Genomic DNA, 17141 nt, shown 5'->3' on the forward strand with positions numbered 1-17141 from the left:
CCAGGAGAGAACCATGATCCGTGCAAGAGGCAGAGCCGCGCTGTCCGCCTGTCTGACCGTCATGCTGCTCGGCGCCTGCGGCTCCCCGTCCCAGGGCCGGGACGAACCGGTGACCTTGGACTTCTTCCAGTTCAAGCCCGAGGCCGTCGAGACGTTCGACAAGCTCATCGCCGGCTTCGAGGCGGAGCACCCCGGCATCCGGGTGCGGCAGCACCACGTCCCCGACCCGGACACCGCCATCCGGGCCCGGCTGGTGAAGGACGACGTTCCCTGGACGATCTTCTGGCGGATCATCTTCCCCCTGCTCATGCCGATGAACGCCACCGTCGGCATCCTGACCTGCCTGTGGGCGTGGAACGACTTCCTGCTGCCGCTGGTCGTCCTGTCCGACCCCGGCGCGCAGACACTGCCCCTGGTGCAGTACGTCTTCCAGAGCCAGTTCAACACCAACTACACCGTGGCCTTCGCCTCCTACCTCATGGCGCTGGCACCTGTTCTCCTTGTGTACGTCTTCGCCCAGCGCTGGGTGATCTCCGGAGTGATGCGAGGTTCCGTCAAGTGACCGCGACGCACCCCTGGTGGACGTCGGCCGTCGTCTACCAGATCTACCCCCGCAGCTTCGCCGACAGCGACGGCGACGGCATCGGCGACCTGCCCGGCATCACCGGCCGCCTGGACTACCTCGCCGAGCTCGGCGTCGACGTCCTCTGGCTCTCCCCCGTCCATCCGTCACCGCAGGACGACAACGGCTACGACATCAGCGACTACCAGGACATCGACCCGGTCTTCGGCACCCTCCAGGACTTCGACAAGCTCCTGGCCGCCGTCCACGACCGCGGCATGAAACTGGTCATGGACCTCGTGGTCAACCACACCTCCGACGAGCACCCCTGGTTCGTCGAGTCCCGCGGCGGGCCCGGCAGCCCCAAGCGCGACTGGTACTGGTGGCGGCCCGCCCGCCCCGGCATGGAGCCCGGCACGCCCGGAGCCGAACCGAACAACTGGGGCTCCGCCTTCTCCGGACCGGCGTGGGAGTACGACCCGGACAGCGGCGAGTACTACCTCCACCTCTTCTCCCGCAAGCAGCCCGACCTGAACTGGGAGAACCCCGAGGTCCGGCAGGCGGTGTACGCCATGATGCGCTGGTGGCTCGACCGCGGCGTCGACGGCTTCCGCATGGACGTCGTCAACTTCATCTCCAAGGACCCCGCCCTGCCGGACGGCCATGTGCCCGAGGGCCGCCTGTACGGGGACGGATCGCCGTCCTTCAACTGCGGTCCCCGCATCCACGAGTTCCTCCAGGAGATGCACCGCGAGGTCTTCGCGGGCCGCGAGGACCGCCTCCTGACCGTCGGCGAGATGCCCGGGGTGACCGTCGAGGAGGCGAAGCTCTTCACCGACCCCGCCCGTGCGGAGGTCGACATGGTCTTCCAGTTCGAACACGTCGGACTCGACCACGGAGACGGCAAGTTCGACGTCCGGCCGCTGCGCCTGCGCGACCTCAAGGCGTCACTCGGCCGCTGGCAGGCCGGACTGAACGACACCGGCTGGAACAGCCTCTACTGGAACAACCACGACCAGCCCCGCGTCGTCTCCCGCTTCGGCGACGACAGCCCGCGGTACCGGGTGCGGTCGGCCACCATGCTGGCCACCGTCCTGCACCTGCACCGCGGCACCCCGTACATCTACCAGGGCGAGGAACTCGGCATGACCAACGCCCCGTTCACCTCGATCGACGACTTCCGTGACATCGAATCGCTCAACCACTACGCGCACGCCGTCGCGGGCGGCGAGGACCCCGAGCGCGTCCTCGAAGGGCTGCGCGCCATGAGCCGCGACAACGCCCGCACCCCCATGCAGTGGGACGACTCCCCCCACGCCGGCTTCACCACCGGCGAGCCCTGGATCCCCGTCCACCCCGACCACCGCCATGTCAACGCCGCGCGGGCGACCGCCGACACCGCGTCCGTGTACCACTACTACCGACGCCTGATCGCCCTGCGGCACACCGAACCCGTCGTCGTCCACGGCGACTTCACACCACTGCTCCCGGACGACGAGCGCGTGTACGCCTTCACACGCCGGTACGAGGACACGGAACTTCTCGTCCTCGGCAACTTCACCGGCGAACCCGCCGACGTCCGCCTCCCCGCAGGCTGGGAGCACGCCGACCTGGTCATCGGCAACGTCCAGGGCACCACACCGCTGGAGGCGACGCTGACGCTGGCGCCCTGGGAGGCCCGCGTACACCGCAGAGTGCCCGGCCGGCGAGGACGCGACCATGGTCACGGCGGCGGCCATGAGCCGAGCTAGCGCAGCAGGAGTTGCAGCGCCCCCAGCACGGTCGCGGCGATCACCAGTTGCTCGAACAGTCGCTGGTTGATCCTGTTCACGGCCCACCTGCCGAGAAAGGCCCCCGGTACGACGAAGAGCACGAGTGCCGCGTCCAGCAGCAGCGAGGGGCCGTCGATCAGGCCGAGGCCGACGCTGAAGGGCACCTTGGACACGTTGACGATCAGGAAGAAGAACGCCGACGTGCCGAGGAAGCCCAGCTTCCGGAAGCCCGCCGACAGCAGGTACATCGCCATCACCGGGCCGCCCGCGTTGGCGACCATGGTGGTGAAGCCGCCGAGCACGCCGTAGGAGCGGGCCTTGGCCCGGCCCGCGCGGGTGGTGACGCCGTCGGGTTCCTCCGCCCGCTCGGCCGTACGGCGTCGCCACACCGTCAGCGCGGCCATCAGCAGCAGGATCACACCGATGGAGGTACGGACGATCCCGTCGTCGGCCCACATCAGGAACACCGTGCCGATGACCACTCCGACGGCGACCGCCGGGAACAGCCGCCACAGCGTCGGCCAGTGCGCGTGCCTGCGGTAGGTGAGGACGGCGAGTACGTCCCCGGCGATGAGCAGGGGCAGCAGCACCCCCGTGGAGGCGCGGGCGGGCAGTACCGCCGCGAAGACGGCGAGGCTGATCGTGTTGGCACCGCTCACGGCGGTCTTGGAGAAGCCGACGAGCATCGCCGCGAGGGCGAGCGCGGCGAACTCCCAGCCGGTGATGTGCCAGAGAGTCATCGTGTCCATGCGGACACCGATGCTATGCGCACGCAACCGGCCGGGTCAGGCAGGGTCGGACCGCTCCGCGTACCGCGCCCGCAGCTCCCGCTTGAGCACCTTCATGCTGGGCCCCAGCGGCAGCGCGTCCGTGAACTCCACGCGCCTCGGGTACTTGTGGCGCCCCAGATGTTCCTTGGACCAGTCGGTGATCCCGGTGGCGTCGGGGGCGGTGCCCGGGGCCGGGACGACCACGGCGCACACCTCCTCGCCGTGCAGTTCGTCCGGCAGGCCGATGACGGCGACCTGGGCGACACCGGGGTGACGTGTCAGGACCTCCTCGACCTCGCGCGGGTAGACGTTGTAGCCGCCGCGGATGATGACGTCCTTCTTGCGGTCGACGATCCGCAGGAAGCCGTCCGCGTCCTTGGTGCCGAGGTCGCCGGTGCGGAACCAGCCGTCGACGAGTGCCTCGGCGGTGGCCTCGGGACGGCCGAGGTACCCGGAGAAGACGTTGTGGCCGCGGATGACCACCTCGCCGAGTTCGCCGGCCGGCAGCAGCTCGATCCGGTCCTCGGCCTCGGCGCGGGCGATCTCGACGTCCACGCCCCACAGGGGGTGCCCGATGGTGCCCGCCCTGGTGCCGAAGACGGGCTGGTTCACGGTCGCCGTCGGCGAGGTCTCCGACAGTCCGTACCCCTCGTAGACCGGCGCCCCGAACGCCTTCTCGAACCGTTCCAGCACGGCAACCGGCAGCGAGGCGCCACCGGAGACGCACACCCGCAGCTCGGGCAGGGCCGTCGCCTCGGCGGCCGCGGCGATGAGGGAGACGTACATCGTGGGCACCCCGTGGAAGGTGTCGACCTTCTCCCGCACCATCAGCTCGATGGCGCTCGCCGCGTCGAAGCGGGGCAGCAGCACGAGGGTGGCCCCGGCGCGCCACACGGAGTTGAGGGAGACCGTCTGGCCGAAGGCGTGGAACAGCGGCAGCGCGCCGAGCGCGATGTCGTCGGGGCGGATGTCGTTGGCGTCGAAGGCGTTGACGGTCGCGTTCATCACCAGGTTGAGGTGGCTGAGCACGGCGCCCTTGGGGACGCCGGTGGTGCCACTGGTGTAGAAGATCACGGCGGGGTCGTCGGCTTCGCGGGTGACGTACGACGGCAGCGGCTCGGCGTCCGCCGCCAGCCTGTCGAACTCGGCGCCCAGCGTGACGATCGGCACCCCGGCGGCGCGTGCCGCGGCGGCACCGGTCCCGGCCTGCCCCGGGTGGCACAGCAGCAGGGTCGCGCCGCTGTCCTTCAGCACGTGCTCGGCCTCGGCCGCCGACAGCAGCAGGTGGACGGGGACGACCACACCGCCGGCCGCCGCGATCGCGTAGTACGCCGTCGGGAACTCGGCCACGTTGGGCGCCATCAGGGCGACGCGGTCCCCGGGGCGTACGCCGAGCCCGGTGAGGGCGCCGGCCCGGGCGAGGGCCCGCCGCCACACCTCGGCGAAGGTGAGGCGCAGGTCGCCTTCGACGAGGGCGGTCTTGCCGGGCCGGCGCCGCGCGTTCTCGGCGAGGATGCTCGCCACGGACAGGGTTGCCATGGGATTGCTGCTCCGTTTCCTTGCTGCGGCTCCGCGTCGAGGCGGCGGGCACTCCCGGGGGCTGCCGCCCCCGGGCTCCCGCTTCGGCCCTGGACGGGCCTCGTCCTCACACGCCGGACGGGCTGTTGGCGGCTAGGGGGTGTCCGGCGATCATGCCGGGCTCGCGGCGCCTGGCACCGCGCCTCGCCGCGTTGTCGTCGGTCCCCGATTCCCCCAAGCTCTCGGCTCCGCTCGAGCAGGGGGGACCCCCATCGCATCGGCTCCCTCCTCCGCCTTGCGATGCACGGCACCAGACGCCGCTCCCTGATCCGGCCTGATCGACGAGACACCCCCTAGTGCCTCTCGACGAGCACCGCGCTGCCCTGCCCCACCCCGACGCACATGGTCGCCAGCCCGCGCGCGGAGCCGGTGCGGCGCATGCGGTGCAGCAGGGTGGTCAGGATGCGGGCGCCGGAGCAGCCGAGCGGGTGGCCGAGGGCGATCGCGCCGCCGGTGGGGTTGACCAGTTCCGGGTCGATGCCGAGCTGGTCGACGCAGGCGAGTGCCTGGGCGGCGAAGGCCTCGTTGAACTCGGCCTCCTGGATGTCGCCGATGCCCCAGCCGGCCCGGGCGAGGACCTTGCGGGTGGCGGGGACGGGCCCGAGGCCCATGACGTCGGGGTGGACCCCGGCCGAGGCGCCGCCGATGTAGCGGCCCAGGGATTCGAGCCCGAGGTCGTTCAGCGCCTCCTCGCTGACCAGGAGGAGGCCGGCGGCACCGTCGTTCATCGGCGAGGAGTTCCCGGCGGTGACGGTGCCGCCCTCGCGGAAGACCGGCTTGAGGCGGGACAGCTTCTCGTACGAGGTGTCCTCGCGGACGCTCTCGTCGCTGTCGACGACGACCCCGTCGGGGCGGGTCACGGGCAGGAGTTCGTCGTCGAAGTGGCCGTCCTTGCGGGCGAGAGCGGCCCGCCGGTGGCTGCGCAGGGCGAACTCGTCCTGGCGTTCGCGGGACACGCCGTGGCGGGCGGCGACCTCCTCGGCGGTCTCCCCCATGGAGAGCAGGCCGTGCAGTTCGCGCATCGCGGGGTTGACCAGCCGCCAGCCGAGCCGGGTGTCGGCGGTCTCCATGCGGTGCGGCAGGGCCTCGTCGGGGCGGGGCAGCACGAAGGGGGCGCGGCTCATCGACTCGGAGCCGCCCGCGAGCACGATGTCCGCCTCGCCCGCGGCGATGGTGCGGGCGGCGGTGGTGACGGCCTCCAGGCCGGAGGCGCACAGCCGGTTGACGGTGGCGCCGGGCACGGACTCGGGCAGGCCGGCGAGCAGGGCGGCCATGCGGGCGACGTTGCGGTTGTCCTCGCCGGCCTGGTTGGCGGCGCCCCAGTAGACGTCGTCGATGCGGGCGGGGTCCAGCGCGGGCACGTCGGCGACGAGGCCGCGGATCACCGCCGCCGCGAGGTCGTCGGGCCGCACCGAGGACAGGGCTCCGCGCAGTTTGCCGATGGGGGTGCGGCGGGCGGCCGCGAAGTGGACGGGACGCACGTGGGACTCCTGACCGTCATCGCTCAGCAGACAAGGACAGCGCCGGCGGGAACGGACCCGCGTTAATTAGCACTGCTAGTTTTCGACTATAGACCTCTGGGAGGCCCCCTGAAAAGATCCCCCCGAACCTTCCCCTACGCGGCTGGAGGAGCCATGACCGACGCCCGCGAGCACGTCCTCACCGGAACGCGGGGCGCGATCACCGTCCGTGAGTGGGCCCACCCGCGGCCCCGGTACACCGCCCTCCTCGTGCACGGGTACGGCGAGCACGGCGGCCGGTACGCGGAGACGGCCGGCGTGCTGGCGGAGCACGGCGCCGCCGTCTTCGCGCCCGACCACGCCGGGCACGGCGGGTCGGCGGGCGAGCGCGTGCTGATCGAGGACTTCGAGGACGTGGTCGCCGACGTGCGCCAGGTGGCGGAACGGGCGCGGGCCGCGCATCCCGGCGTACCGACGGTGATGGTCGGACACTCCATGGGCGGCCTGATCTCCGCCCGGTACGCCCAGCGGTACGGCGGTGACCTCGCCGCGCTGGTGCTGTCCGGGCCCGTGATCGGCACCTGGGAGACACCGGCCCGGTTGCTCGCCCACGACGCGGCGCGCGGGGAGATCCCCGACATCCCGATCAGCCCCGCCGCGCTCTCCCGCGACCCCCGGGTGCAGGCGGCGTACGCGGCGGACCCGCTGGTGTGGCACGGCCCGATGAAGCGGCCGACCCTGCGGGCGTTCGTCCGGACCCTGCAGGACGTCGCCGAGGACGGCGACGTGGGCCCGCTGCCGCTGCTGTGGCTGCACGGCGACGACGACCGGCTGGTACCGCTCGCGGGCAGCAGGACGGGCGTGGAGCGGCTGAGCGGCGGGGCGCTGACCGAGCGGGTCTTCCCCGGCGCCCGGCACGAGGTCTTCCACGAGACGAACAAGGCGGAGGCGTTCGCGGAGGTGACGGCGTTCCTGGACCGGGTGCTCGGGGCTTGAGCACCCCGCCCCCGCCCGCGTTTTGCACCGACGTCCCCGGGGCACCCGCGCCCGCAGGGAGCGGTCGCGGCAGGGCGGCCCGTGCCGGTGCGCGAGGCCGAGCGCGCCGCACCGCTCCGACGTCCAGAAATCCAGGACGACGCGAGAAGGAGAAAGCGCGCTATGACCGTCGTGAAGAGCACCCTGCCCGACGACGCCCGCCGGGTCGCCTGTGACGCGCTCCAGGAGACCCTGGTGGATCTGCTGGGCCTGTCGCTGATCGGGAAGCAGGCGCACTGGAACATCGTCGGACCCCGGTTCCGCTCGATCCACCTCCAGCTCGACGAGGTGGTCGCGACCGCCCGCGCCCACTCCGACACGGTGGCCGAGCGGGCCGCCGCGCTCGGCGTGTCGCCGGACGGGCGCCCTGAGACCATCGCCGCCCGGTTCACGCTGCCCGCCCCCAAGGAGGGCTGGGTGCGCGACTCCGAGGTGGTTCAGGTGATGGTGGAGACGCTGGAGGCGGCGATCGGCCGGCTGCGGGAGCGGATCGAGGCGACCGAGCGTCCGGATCCGGTCACCCAGGACCTGCTGATCGACATCACGGGCGACCTGGAGAAGCAGCGCTGGATGTTCGACGCGGAGAACTTCCCGCGCGAGGAGTGACCCCCGCACCCCGCACCCCGCACGCACCACCCGGAAGGGGTACGCCATGACGGACTCCCGCGAACTCGACGCGCTGTGGGAGGACTTCCACCGCGTGGTGAACATGACCTCCCAGGAGCTGGCCTCCTGGCTGCGGGTCCGCGACGCCGACGAGGCCACCGAGCCGCTGCCGGACCAGGCGGGCCCGCCCCTCGGGCAGCGGGTTCTGGCCATTCTGCAGAAGCGGCGCACCGATCTGACCGACGACGACATCCGCGTGATGTCGCTGGTCGTGGACATGGTGTCCGGGCAGACGGACATCGCGAACGAGCCCGAGGGCGAGCAGACCCGTCGTCGTCACGAGCTGATGACGATCGGCCATGACCCGCTGAAGCCGTGAGCGACCGGGCCGAGGTGGCGCGCGCCCTCGTGCGCGCGCACGGACGGACCTATGCCGAGGAGGCGGGGATCCGGCTGCGCGACACCCCGCAGCCGCTGTACCGGCTGCTGGTGCTCAGCGTGCTGCTCAGCGCCCGGATCCGCGCCTCCGTCGCGGTCGCCGCCGCGCGCGCCCTGCACGAGGCGGGGCTGCGCGACCCGCGCCGGATGGCCGGGGCGCCCTGGCAGCGCCGGGTGGACGCGCTGGGCGAGGGCGGCTACCGGCGCTACGACGAACGGACCGCCACCATGCTCGGCGACGGCGCGGAGCTGCTGACCGAGCGCTGGGGCGGGGATCTGCGCCGGCTGCGCGAGGCGGCGGACGGCGACCTCGGCGAGCTGGGGCGGCTGCTGCGCGAGGTGCCCGGTCTGGGCCCGGCGGGCGTCGACATCTTCCTGCGGGAGGTGCAGCGCGTCTGGCCGGAAGTGGCGCCCTACTTCGGCGGCAAGGCCCTCTCGGGTGCCGCCCGGCTCGGGCTGCCGAAGGACCCCGACCGGCTGGTCGAGCTGGCCGGCGACGCCGAACCGGCCGTGCTGGCCGCCGCGTTGGTGCGGGCGGCCCTGGAGAAGGAGGTGGCCGAAGACACTCTGCGCCGCGCCGCATGATCGTGTCAGACTGCTCGCGACCCCCGGGCGTTCGCGGGGGCGTTCGAGCAGAGGAGCAGGGTGTGACGGGGACCGAGCCGGCCGTACGACGGATAGACACGACCCGGCCGCATCCGGCCCGGGTGTACGACTGGTATCTCGGCGGCAAGGACAACTACCCGGTCGACGAGGAGCTGGGCCGCCAGATCATGGCGATCGACGGCGGCGCCCCGCGGGCCGCCCGCGCCAACCGCTGGTTCATGCAGCGCGCCACCCGGCTGCTGGTCCGCGAGGCGGGCATCCGCCAGTTCCTCGACATCGGCTCCGGCATCCCGACCGAGCCGAACCTCCATCAGATCGCCCAGTCGACGGCCCCGGAGTCCCGGGTGGTGTACGTCGACAACGACCCGATCGTCCTCGCCCACGCCGAAGCCCTGCTGCGCGGCACCCCGGAGGGTGCCACGGACTATGTGCAGGCGGATGTGCGGGAACCGGCGCGCATCGTCGAACAGGCGGCGCAGACCCTCGACTTCGACCGGCCCGTCGCCCTGTCCCTCATCGCGCTGATGCACTTCGTCGCGGACGAGGACGGCGCCTACGACCTGGTGGACGCCCTCGTCGGCGCGCTGGCGCCGGGCAGCTGTCTGGTGCTGTCCGCGATGACCGCCGACTTCGAGCCGGAGAACGTCCGGCGCGGCATCGCGGCGTACACCGCGGGCGGGGTGACCCTGGTGGCCCGTTCCCGGGACGAGATGGGCCGGTTCTTCACCGGGCTCGACCTGCTGGACCCCGGCGTGGTGTCGGTGGCCGACTGGCGTCCGGAGCTGGCGGAGGGCGAGTCGGACATCGGGCCGGGGCCGGTCTCGCTGTACGGCGCGGTGGCGCGCAAGGTCTGAGCTCGGCCGCACGTCAGGTGAAGCGGCTCAGAGCCGCGGAGACCAGGGTGCGGACACCCGGCACGAGCGCGGAGAGGTCCGGGGCGAACAGCGGGCTGTGGTTGGCGGGCACGGCGGCGATCTTGGCCGCCAGTCCGTCACCGGGCGCCGCCTCCCAGATGCCGGGCGGGGTCGTGGTGACGAACCAGTAGTCGTACGGCACTCCCTCGGGGGCGAGCCGGGAGAAGTCCTCGCTGCCGGTCGCGGGCCCGAAGTCGAGCACGGTGTCCGCGCCGAACAGCGCGCGGTGGACGGCGGCGGTCTCGGCGTCGAGACCGGCGTCGTTGACGGTGACCGGGAAGCCGTCCCCGGCCAGGTCGACGCCGGGCGGGACGGGGCAGCCGGCGGCCGCGCACTCGCCCTCGACGATGCGCCGGATCGCGGCGAGCACCCGGGCGCGCACCCCGGGGTCCTGGGTGCGCAGGTTCAGCGCCAGCCGGGCCTCGGCGGGGATGACGTTGTGCCGGGTGCCCGCGTGGAACCGGCCGACCGTGAGCACCACCGAGTCCTTCGCGGCGACTTCCCGGGACACCACCGTCTGGAGCCGGGTGACGATGTGCGCGGCCGTGACGACCGGGTCGACGGCCGCCTCGGGCCGTGAGCCGTGGCCGCCGCGGCCGTGCACGACGACGTCCAGGTCGTCGGAGGCCGACAGGACCAGGCCGGGCGTGTGCGCGTAGCGGCCGACGGGGCCGGGGGCGGCGTGCTGGCCGAAGAGCGCGTCCGGGCGCGGGAAGCGCTCGTGCACCCCGTCCGCGACCATGGCGGCCGCGCCGCCGCCGGACTCCTCGGCGGGCTGCCCCACCACGACGAGCGTGCCGGACCAGGCGTCCCGTGCGGCGGCGAGCGCATCGGCGGCGCCGACGAGCCACGTGACGTGCAGGTCGTGGCCGCAGGCGTGCATCACGCCGTCGACCGTGGAGGCGTACTCCAGGCCGGTCGCCTCCCGTACGGGCAGCGCGTCCATGTCGGCGCGCAGCCACACCACCGGGCCGTCCCCGTGGTAGAGCACACCGACCACCCCGGTTCGGCCGACGCCCTCGGTCACCGCGTAACCGGCCGCCCGCAGCCGCGCGGTGAGGGCGGCGGCGGTGCGGTGCTCCTGGAAGGACAGTTCGGGGTGGCGGTGCAAGTCCCGGTAGAAGTCCTCCAGTTCGGCGGCCTTCACTCCCGCGGTCAGCTCCCGCGCGAGACGGGTGACGACGGCCGGATCGCTCATACGGCTTCCTTCCCTGGGCGGCGGGCGCGGCGGTGCGCCTCCATCCTGCCCGCGGTGCCGCCCGTCGGCACGCGCCGAGCCGTCGTCCTCGTCGACGAGTGTCCTCTCGTACGCCGTCAGGGTGCCGACGGACATCGGCCGTCGACCGGGGACGAGGAGTGCCGCCCGGCGCCCGCGGTGATCAACACCCCCGTGCGGCCGGTACGCTGAGGCAGCCGCGGCGCTCCCCCCACCATCACCCGCACCCGCGCGGTGAGTTACGGCCCGCGGCGGTGGACCCACTCAGGACGAGGACGTAGCAGAGGTGCTCATAGCGGGCCGTTACCGGCTGCAGGACCCGATCGGGCGCGGCGCGATGGGAGAGGTCTGGCGGGCGTACGACGACACGCTCGGCCGGCCGGTCGCCGTCAAGCTGCTGCTGCCCCAGGACTCCGACACCACCGCCGCCTCCCGGTTCCGGCTGGAGGCCCAGACCGCCGGCCGGCTCCACCACCCCCATGTGGTCGGCGTACTGGACTTCGGCACGTACGAGAACCGGCTGTTCCTGGTGATGGAGCTGGTCGAGGGCGACAGCCTGTCCGGGCTGCTCGCCCGCTCCGGGCCGCAGTCCGCCGAGCGGGTGGCGAGGATCGCCGCGGAGGCGGCCGCCGGGCTCGCCGCCGCCCACCAGCAGGGCATCGTGCACCGGGACATCAAGCCCGCCAACCTGCTGCTGGACGCCGACGGCACCCTCAAGATCGGCGACTTCGGCATCGCCCGCTTCATGGACGACCCGGCCGCCGCGCTCACCGCGACCGGGCAGATCGTGGGCACGAGCCTGTACATCGCCCCGGAACGGGCGCTGGGCAAGCCCGCGGGGCCGGCCAGCGACGTCTACTCGCTGGGCTGTGTGCTGTACCAGCTGCTCACCGGCGCCCCGCCGTTCCAGGCCGACAGCGCCATCGCGATCCTGCACCAGCACCTCGACGCCACCCCCACGCCGCCCCGGCAGCTCGGCGCCCAGCTGCCGCCCGCCTTCGAGAGCTATCTGCTCGGCCTGCTGGCCAAGCAGCCCGAGCACCGGCCGGCGGCCGCCCAGGTCGCCGAGTGGTTCGCCTCGGGCGCCTGGCAGGGCCGCCCGGAGCCGCTGCCCGCGGCCGCGCAGGGCGGTCTCCCCGCCGAGGGGCCCCGCCTCCAGCCCGGAGCCGGCCTGCCCCAAGCCCAGCCCCAGCCCCAGCCGCAGTCCGCGGGGCCGCGCCCCCTGGGCGAGACCGGTCCCGCGACGACGTACATGCTGCCGTCCACCGGACCGGCCTCCCGGCGCCGCGCGCCGTCCGGGGGCGGACGGCGGGCGAACGGGCCGAAGGTGAACGGCCGGAAGGTGGCGGCCGGCGCCGCCGGAGTGGGGCTGTTCCTCGCCGCGATGTTCGCCGGGATGATGTGGTTCTCCCCCGACGAGGGGGGCACGGAGAGTGTCCGTACGGACCCCTCCGCCACCGCAGACCCGGCCGCGTCCACCCCGGAGACACAGCTGGAGCAGGCGCCCGCCACGGGCACGCAGGGCCAGGCCCCGGCCGTCGGCGATCCCGCTCCCGGTGCTCGGACCCCGGTGACCGCCGCCACCCCGTCCGCCGCCCCGGCCACCGCCCAGCCGCCCGCGACCGGCACCACGGCCGCCGCCACACCGACCCCGCCCCCGGCGACCGGCGCCCCGGCCCCCGCCGGGGACGACGGCGAGGAGGACGGGGACGACTGACTCAGCGCGGCTTGCCGTGGGCCGAGAGGTCCTGGAGCAGGTCGGCGGAGGGCACGAAGAACAGGGTGCCGGTGACGGCGCGGGAGAAGTCCAGCAGCGGATCGGGGCCGCCGGCGGGGGTGCCGAGGAACATGCGGCGCAGCATGGTCTCGGTGATCTGCGGATCGCGGGCGTAGGCGATGAAGTAGGTGCCGAACTCCCCTTGGCCGGGTCGGCCGAACGGCATGGCGGCGCGCAGGATGCGCTGCTCGGCGCCGTCCGGGCCGAGCACGGTGTTGACCTCCTTGTGGGAGCCGGGCGCGTCCAGTTCGAGGCCGGTCGACTTGGCGCGGCCGACGACCCGCTCCTGCTCCTCGGTGGTCAGGCCCTCCCACGCGGCCACGTCGTGGAGGTACTTCTGCACGACGGCGTAGCTGCCGCCGCGGAACTCCGGGTCCTCGTCGCCGACCAGCGCCGTCTCGGCGGCGTCGGGGCCGACCGGGTTCTCGGTGCCGTCGATGAAGCCGAGCAGGTTGCGGGCGTCGTAGTAGGCGAAGGCGTGCACCTCGTCCTGGACGGTGGCCGCGCCGCGCAGGCCTTTCATGATCTCGGTGGTGAGCGCGAAGCACACGTCGGGCCGCGTGCCCCGGATGTGGAAGAGCAGGTCGCCGGGGGTGGACACGGCGTGGTGGCGGGGCCCGGCCAGTTCGCGGAACGGGTGCAGGGCGGCCGGGCGCGGTGTGCCGTACAGCCGGTCCCAGGCCTCGGCGCCGACGCCGGCCACGCAGGTCAGACCCGCGTCCGGGTGTGGGAAGGCGAACGCCCGCTGCTGTCCGGCGAGTTCGGCGAGCGTCTCGCGGGCGGCGGCCTCCCCGCCGGGGTCGACGGTGACGACCAGGAAGACGGCGGCGCCCCCGGGCGGGCCCAGCACGGGCTGCGGCCTGCCTCGGGAGGACGGCACGGACGGGGACGGTATGGACGAGCCTTGTATGGCCGAGGACGGTATGGACGAGGCCTGTAGGGACGAAGCGGGCGGGATCGAAGACGACAATGGCTCCCCCTCTTCGATGTCACATCTCGGCCACGGCGGCCGGACGGCACCCCTCACCATGCCCAGCCCCGCAGAGCGTGACACCGGCGCATCACGTGGCGCGACGGGGCACGCCCGGCGCAGCCCGCGGCCCTCAGACCGCCGTCCCGCCCGTCGGCAGCCCCAGCACGCGCCTGATCGTGCGCAGCACGCCGTCGTCGTTGTTGGACGGCGCGAGATGGCGGGCCCGGCGGATGACGTCCGGGTGGGCGTTGGCCATGGCGAAGGACCACTCGGCGGTGTCCATCATCTGCAGGTCGTTGAGGTAGTCGCCGAACACCATGGTCTGCGCCGGGGTGATGCCCAGGTCGCGCTGGAGCCGGCGGACGGCGGCGCCCTTGTCGGCGGTGCGGTTCATCACGTCGACCCAGTGTTCGCCGGAGACGACGACCTGGTGGGTTCCGGCGAAGGCGGCGAGCGCGGGCGCGGTGGTGCGTTCGGCGGGGCCGAAGTCGTAGAGGGCGACCTTGAGGATGTCGTCGTCGACGGCGGTGACGTCCTCGACGACCCGGTTCTCCACGTAGTAGCGGCGCACCTCGGCGAGGAAGGGCTCGTCGGACCGTTCGACGTAGGCGGACTTCTTGCCGCAGACGACGGCGCCCAGGTCCACGCCCGAGCCGGCGAGACGCCGTACCGCCGCGACGATCCCGGCGACGACGTCCGGGGCCAGCGGGTCGGAGCTCAGCTCGACGCCGTCACGCACCACGTAGGTGCCGTTCTCCGCGATGAACACCATGCCGTCGGCGGCGCGCGCGAACTCCCGGGCCAGGGTGGCGTACTGGCGGCCGCTCGCCGGGCTGAACACCACCCCGCGCTCGCGCAGCAGCGCCAGCGTCTCCCACAGTCCGTCCGGGGCGCGTTTGTCGTCGTCCAGGAGCGTGCCGTCCATGTCGGTGACGACGAGCCGGATGTCGGCGGGGGGAGCGGCGGGGGCGTCGGCGGCGGTGGGGAGGGGCGAGTGCGAGTACGGCATGTCCTGCTTCCTGCGACGGCAGCCTGTTGTCGTTCGGTGGACGACTGTCAACCCTACCCGGGGACGTGCACCCGCCCGAGTGAACGCCCACTCCCCCGGTTCCCGGGACGCCCTGATCATGGGCGCGGCACAATGGCGGGGACCGCGTACGGGCGAGGAGAGGAAGCGACGTGAGCGAGGCCCCCACCCCGGCGGAGGGAACGGCGCGCCTGAACACCTCCGTGGCGCACAACGCCCGGGTCTGGAACTACTGGATCGGCGGCAAGGACAACTACGAGGTCGACCACCGGGTCGGCGACCAGGTGGCCTCGATGTTCCCGGTGATCCGGGACGTCGCCCGGGCGGACCGGGAGTTCCTCGGCCGGACGGTGCGGTTCCTGGCGGCGGAGCGCGGGGTGCGGCAGTTCCTGGACATCGGCACCGGGCTGCCCACCGCGGACAACACCCACGAGATCGCCCAGCGGGTCGCCCCCGACTCGCGGATCGTGTACGTCGACAACGACCCGATCGTGCTGATGCACGCCCGGACCCTGCTCACCGGCGCCGCCGAGGGCGTCACCGACTACGTCGACGCCGACGTCCACGACCCGGACGCCATCGTGGAGCGCGCCGCCCGCACCCTGGACCTGACCCGTCCGGTCGCCGTGATGATGCTGGGCATCCTCAACTTCGTCCTCGACACCGACAAGGCGCGGGAGATCGCCCGCCGGGTCATGGCGGCGGTGCCCTCCGGCAGCTTCCTCGTCCTCACGCACCCCACGTTCGAGCCCGAGCTGGGCGGCGAGGGCCAGATCCCGGCGATGGAATTCTGGAACGAGAACGCCACGCCGCCGATCACCGCCCGCAGCCGCGCGGACATCGCCGCGTTCTTCGACGGACTGGAGTTCCTGGAGCCGGGGCTGGTGTCGTGCTCGCAGTGGCGGGCGGAGTCCGCGGCGCCCGTCGTGGTCCCGCAGTTCGGCGCGGTGGCCGTGAAACCCTGACCGCGCAACGGCCCGGCCGAGCCCGTCGAGGAGGACGTATGACCACCCTGACCGACCCGGTCCCCGGCGGCCGTCCCGGGGACGTGGAGCGGGCCGGCGCGCTGGAGCGCGAACTGTCCGGGCGGGACGTGCACGGGATCGTGCTGGCTTACGTCGACACCGCGGGCGTCACCCGGGTGAAGACGATCCCGACCGCGCGGCTCGCCGACGCCGCGGCCTGGGGTGTCGGCATGTCCCCGGTGTTCGACACGTTCCTGGCCGACGACTCGATCGTCCGCACCGACGTGCTCGGCTCCCCCGACGGCGATCTGCGCCTCTACCCGGACCTGGACCGGCTGACGGTGCTCGCCGCGCAGCCCGGCTGGGCGTGGGCGCCCGTGGACCGGATCACCCAGGAGGGCGAGCCGCATCCGGCCTGCTCGCGCACGTTCCTGCGGCGGGTCGTCGAACGGGCCGGACGGGAGCACGGGCTGACGTTCCGCGCGGCCGTGGAGATCGAGTGGTCGGTGGGACCGGCCTCGGCGCCCGAGGGGGAGTTCCTCCCGGCCGTGTCGGGCCCGGCCTACGGTGCCGCCCGGCAGGTCGAGCTGAGCGAGTGCCTGGCCGAGCTGCTGGCCGCGTGCGCGGCGCAGGGCGTGGACGTCGAGCAGGTGCACCCGGAGTACGCGCCCGGGCAGTTCGAGATCTCGGTGGGCGCGCTGGACCCGGTGGCGGCGGCCGACCGCAGCGTCCTGGTGCGGCAGACGATCCGGGCGGTGGCCCGGCGGCACGGGCTGAGGGTGTCCTTCTCCCCCGCCGTCCTCGCCGACGGCGTCGGCAACGGCGGCCACATCCACCTCTCGGCCTGGCGCGGGGACACCAACCTCCACGCGGGCGGCCCCGGCCGGTACGGGATGACGGCCGAGGCGGAGGCCTTCGCGGCCGGGATCCTGGACCGGCTGCCGGCGCTGACGGCCGTGACCGCGCCGAGCCCGGCCAGCGCGCTGCGGCTGCGGCCGTCCCGGTGGGCGGGCGTGTTCACCGCGTGGGGCCGGGAGGCCCGGGAGTGCGCGTTGCGGGTCGTCACCGGCACCGCCGGGCTCCGCAACCGCGCGGCGAACCTGGAGGTCAAACCGGTCGACCTGGCCGCCAACCCGTATCTCGCCCTCGGCTGTCTGATCGCCGCCGGACTGGACGGCGTCACGGCGGGCGGGTCGCTGCCCGAGGAGACCACGGACGATCCGGCCCTGCTGGGCGCCGCGGAGGCGGCGGCCCGCGGGGTGCGCCGGCTGCCGGTCTCGCTGGCCGGGTCGGTGGCGGAGTTCCGGCGCGACGCCGGGCTGCGGCAGGTGCTCGGGCCGGTCCTCGCGGACGCGGTGATCGCCGTACGGGAGGGGGAGATCGCCGCCGTGGCCGGGCTGGACGACGCGCGGGTGGCCGCCGCCTACCGGTGGGTGTACTGA

Annotated in this window: 16 protein-coding genes; 10 read left to right on the forward strand and 6 right to left on the reverse strand. The window is 73.4% G+C overall.

Annotated features, from left to right (window positions below; translation table 11 throughout):
• Window positions 1-13 precede the first annotated feature (13 nt).
• Window positions 14-562: an ABC transporter permease subunit gene (locus tag ACSU6L_RS05045; protein ID WP_437053934.1), complete on the forward strand. Its 549-nt coding sequence runs from the start codon at window positions 14-16 to the stop codon at window positions 560-562.
• Window positions 559-2313, forward strand: coding sequence for a glycoside hydrolase family 13 protein (locus ACSU6L_RS05050; protein ID WP_437053936.1), 1755 nt, complete (start codon window positions 559-561; stop codon window positions 2311-2313). Before ACSU6L_RS05045 ends, ACSU6L_RS05050 begins: the two co-directional genes overlap by 4 nt.
• Here the strand turns inward: ACSU6L_RS05050 and ACSU6L_RS05055 are convergent.
• From ACSU6L_RS05055 to ACSU6L_RS05065, 3 genes are all read right to left on the reverse strand, one after another.
• Window positions 2310-3083: a sulfite exporter TauE/SafE family protein gene (locus ACSU6L_RS05055; protein ID WP_437053938.1), complete on the reverse strand. Its 774-nt coding sequence runs from the start codon at window positions 3081-3083 to the stop codon at window positions 2310-2312. The genes ACSU6L_RS05050 and ACSU6L_RS05055 overlap by 4 nt on opposite strands.
• 36 nt (window positions 3084-3119) lie before the next feature.
• Window positions 3120-4643, reverse strand: a complete 1524-nt coding sequence (locus tag ACSU6L_RS05060; protein WP_437053940.1) for a long-chain-fatty-acid--CoA ligase — start codon at window positions 4641-4643, stop codon at window positions 3120-3122.
• 332 nt (window positions 4644-4975) lie between these two features.
• Window positions 4976-6163: a thiolase family protein gene (locus ACSU6L_RS05065; RefSeq protein WP_437053942.1), complete on the reverse strand. Its 1188-nt coding sequence runs from the start codon at window positions 6161-6163 to the stop codon at window positions 4976-4978.
• Between the two features lie 153 nt (window positions 6164-6316).
• Here ACSU6L_RS05065 and ACSU6L_RS05070 point away from each other — a divergent pair, with 153 nt between their 5' ends.
• From ACSU6L_RS05070 to ACSU6L_RS05090, 5 genes are all read left to right on the forward strand, one after another.
• The gene (locus ACSU6L_RS05070; protein ID WP_437053944.1) at window positions 6317-7138 is read left to right on the forward strand and encodes a lysophospholipase; all 822 of its coding nucleotides are present in this window, start codon (window positions 6317-6319) and stop codon (window positions 7136-7138) included.
• Between the two features lie 162 nt (window positions 7139-7300).
• Complete coding sequence (locus tag ACSU6L_RS05075; protein WP_437053946.1) at window positions 7301-7783, forward strand: Dps family protein; 483 nt, start codon at window positions 7301-7303, stop codon at window positions 7781-7783.
• A gap of 46 nt (window positions 7784-7829) precedes the next feature.
• Entirely contained in the window at window positions 7830-8162 is a 333-nt protein-coding gene (locus ACSU6L_RS05080) for a DUF3140 domain-containing protein (protein WP_073944314.1), read from the forward strand.
• Window positions 8159-8806 carry an endonuclease gene (locus ACSU6L_RS05085; RefSeq protein ID WP_437053948.1) on the forward strand — a complete coding sequence of 216 codons (648 nt, stop codon included), beginning with the start codon at window positions 8159-8161 and terminating at the stop codon, window positions 8804-8806. Before ACSU6L_RS05080 ends, ACSU6L_RS05085 begins: the two co-directional genes overlap by 4 nt.
• Before the next feature lie 62 nt (window positions 8807-8868).
• A complete protein-coding gene (locus ACSU6L_RS05090; protein ID WP_437053950.1) occupies window positions 8869-9681 on the forward strand; it encodes an SAM-dependent methyltransferase in 813 nt (270 codons plus the stop codon).
• Between the two features lie 13 nt (window positions 9682-9694).
• On the opposite strand, the gene ACSU6L_RS05095 is transcribed toward ACSU6L_RS05090, so the two are convergent.
• Window positions 9695-10939, reverse strand: a complete 1245-nt coding sequence (locus ACSU6L_RS05095) for an amidohydrolase (RefSeq protein WP_437053952.1) — start codon at window positions 10937-10939, stop codon at window positions 9695-9697.
• A 304-nt stretch (window positions 10940-11243) separates the two neighbouring features.
• Here ACSU6L_RS05095 and ACSU6L_RS05100 point away from each other — a divergent pair, with 304 nt between their 5' ends.
• On the forward strand, window positions 11244-12674 hold the full coding sequence (locus ACSU6L_RS05100; protein WP_437053954.1) for a serine/threonine-protein kinase: 1431 nt from the start codon (window positions 11244-11246) through the stop codon (window positions 12672-12674).
• A gap of 1 nt (window position 12675) precedes the next feature.
• Here ACSU6L_RS05100 and ACSU6L_RS05105 read toward each other — a convergent pair whose 3' ends face one another.
• Together ACSU6L_RS05105 and ACSU6L_RS05110 are read right to left on the reverse strand one after the other, a co-directional pair.
• The gene (locus ACSU6L_RS05105; protein WP_437053957.1) at window positions 12676-13614 is read right to left on the reverse strand and encodes a Dyp-type peroxidase; all 939 of its coding nucleotides are present in this window, start codon (window positions 13612-13614) and stop codon (window positions 12676-12678) included.
• A gap of 223 nt (window positions 13615-13837) precedes the next feature.
• Window positions 13838-14716, reverse strand: a complete 879-nt coding sequence (locus tag ACSU6L_RS05110) for a Cof-type HAD-IIB family hydrolase (protein ID WP_437053959.1) — start codon at window positions 14714-14716, stop codon at window positions 13838-13840.
• A 170-nt stretch (window positions 14717-14886) separates the two neighbouring features.
• On the opposite strand from ACSU6L_RS05110, the gene ACSU6L_RS05115 reads away from it, so the two are divergent.
• On the forward strand, window positions 14887-15699 hold the full coding sequence (locus ACSU6L_RS05115; RefSeq protein WP_437053961.1) for an SAM-dependent methyltransferase: 813 nt from the start codon (window positions 14887-14889) through the stop codon (window positions 15697-15699).
• A gap of 38 nt (window positions 15700-15737) precedes the next feature.
• Entirely contained in the window at window positions 15738-17141 is a 1404-nt protein-coding gene (locus tag ACSU6L_RS05120) for a glutamine synthetase (RefSeq protein WP_437053963.1), read from the forward strand.

Origin of the sequence: Streptomyces sp. enrichment culture, from assembly GCF_964272855.1 — a bacterium.
Classification (GTDB): Bacteria; Actinomycetota; Actinomycetes; order Streptomycetales; family Streptomycetaceae; genus Streptomyces.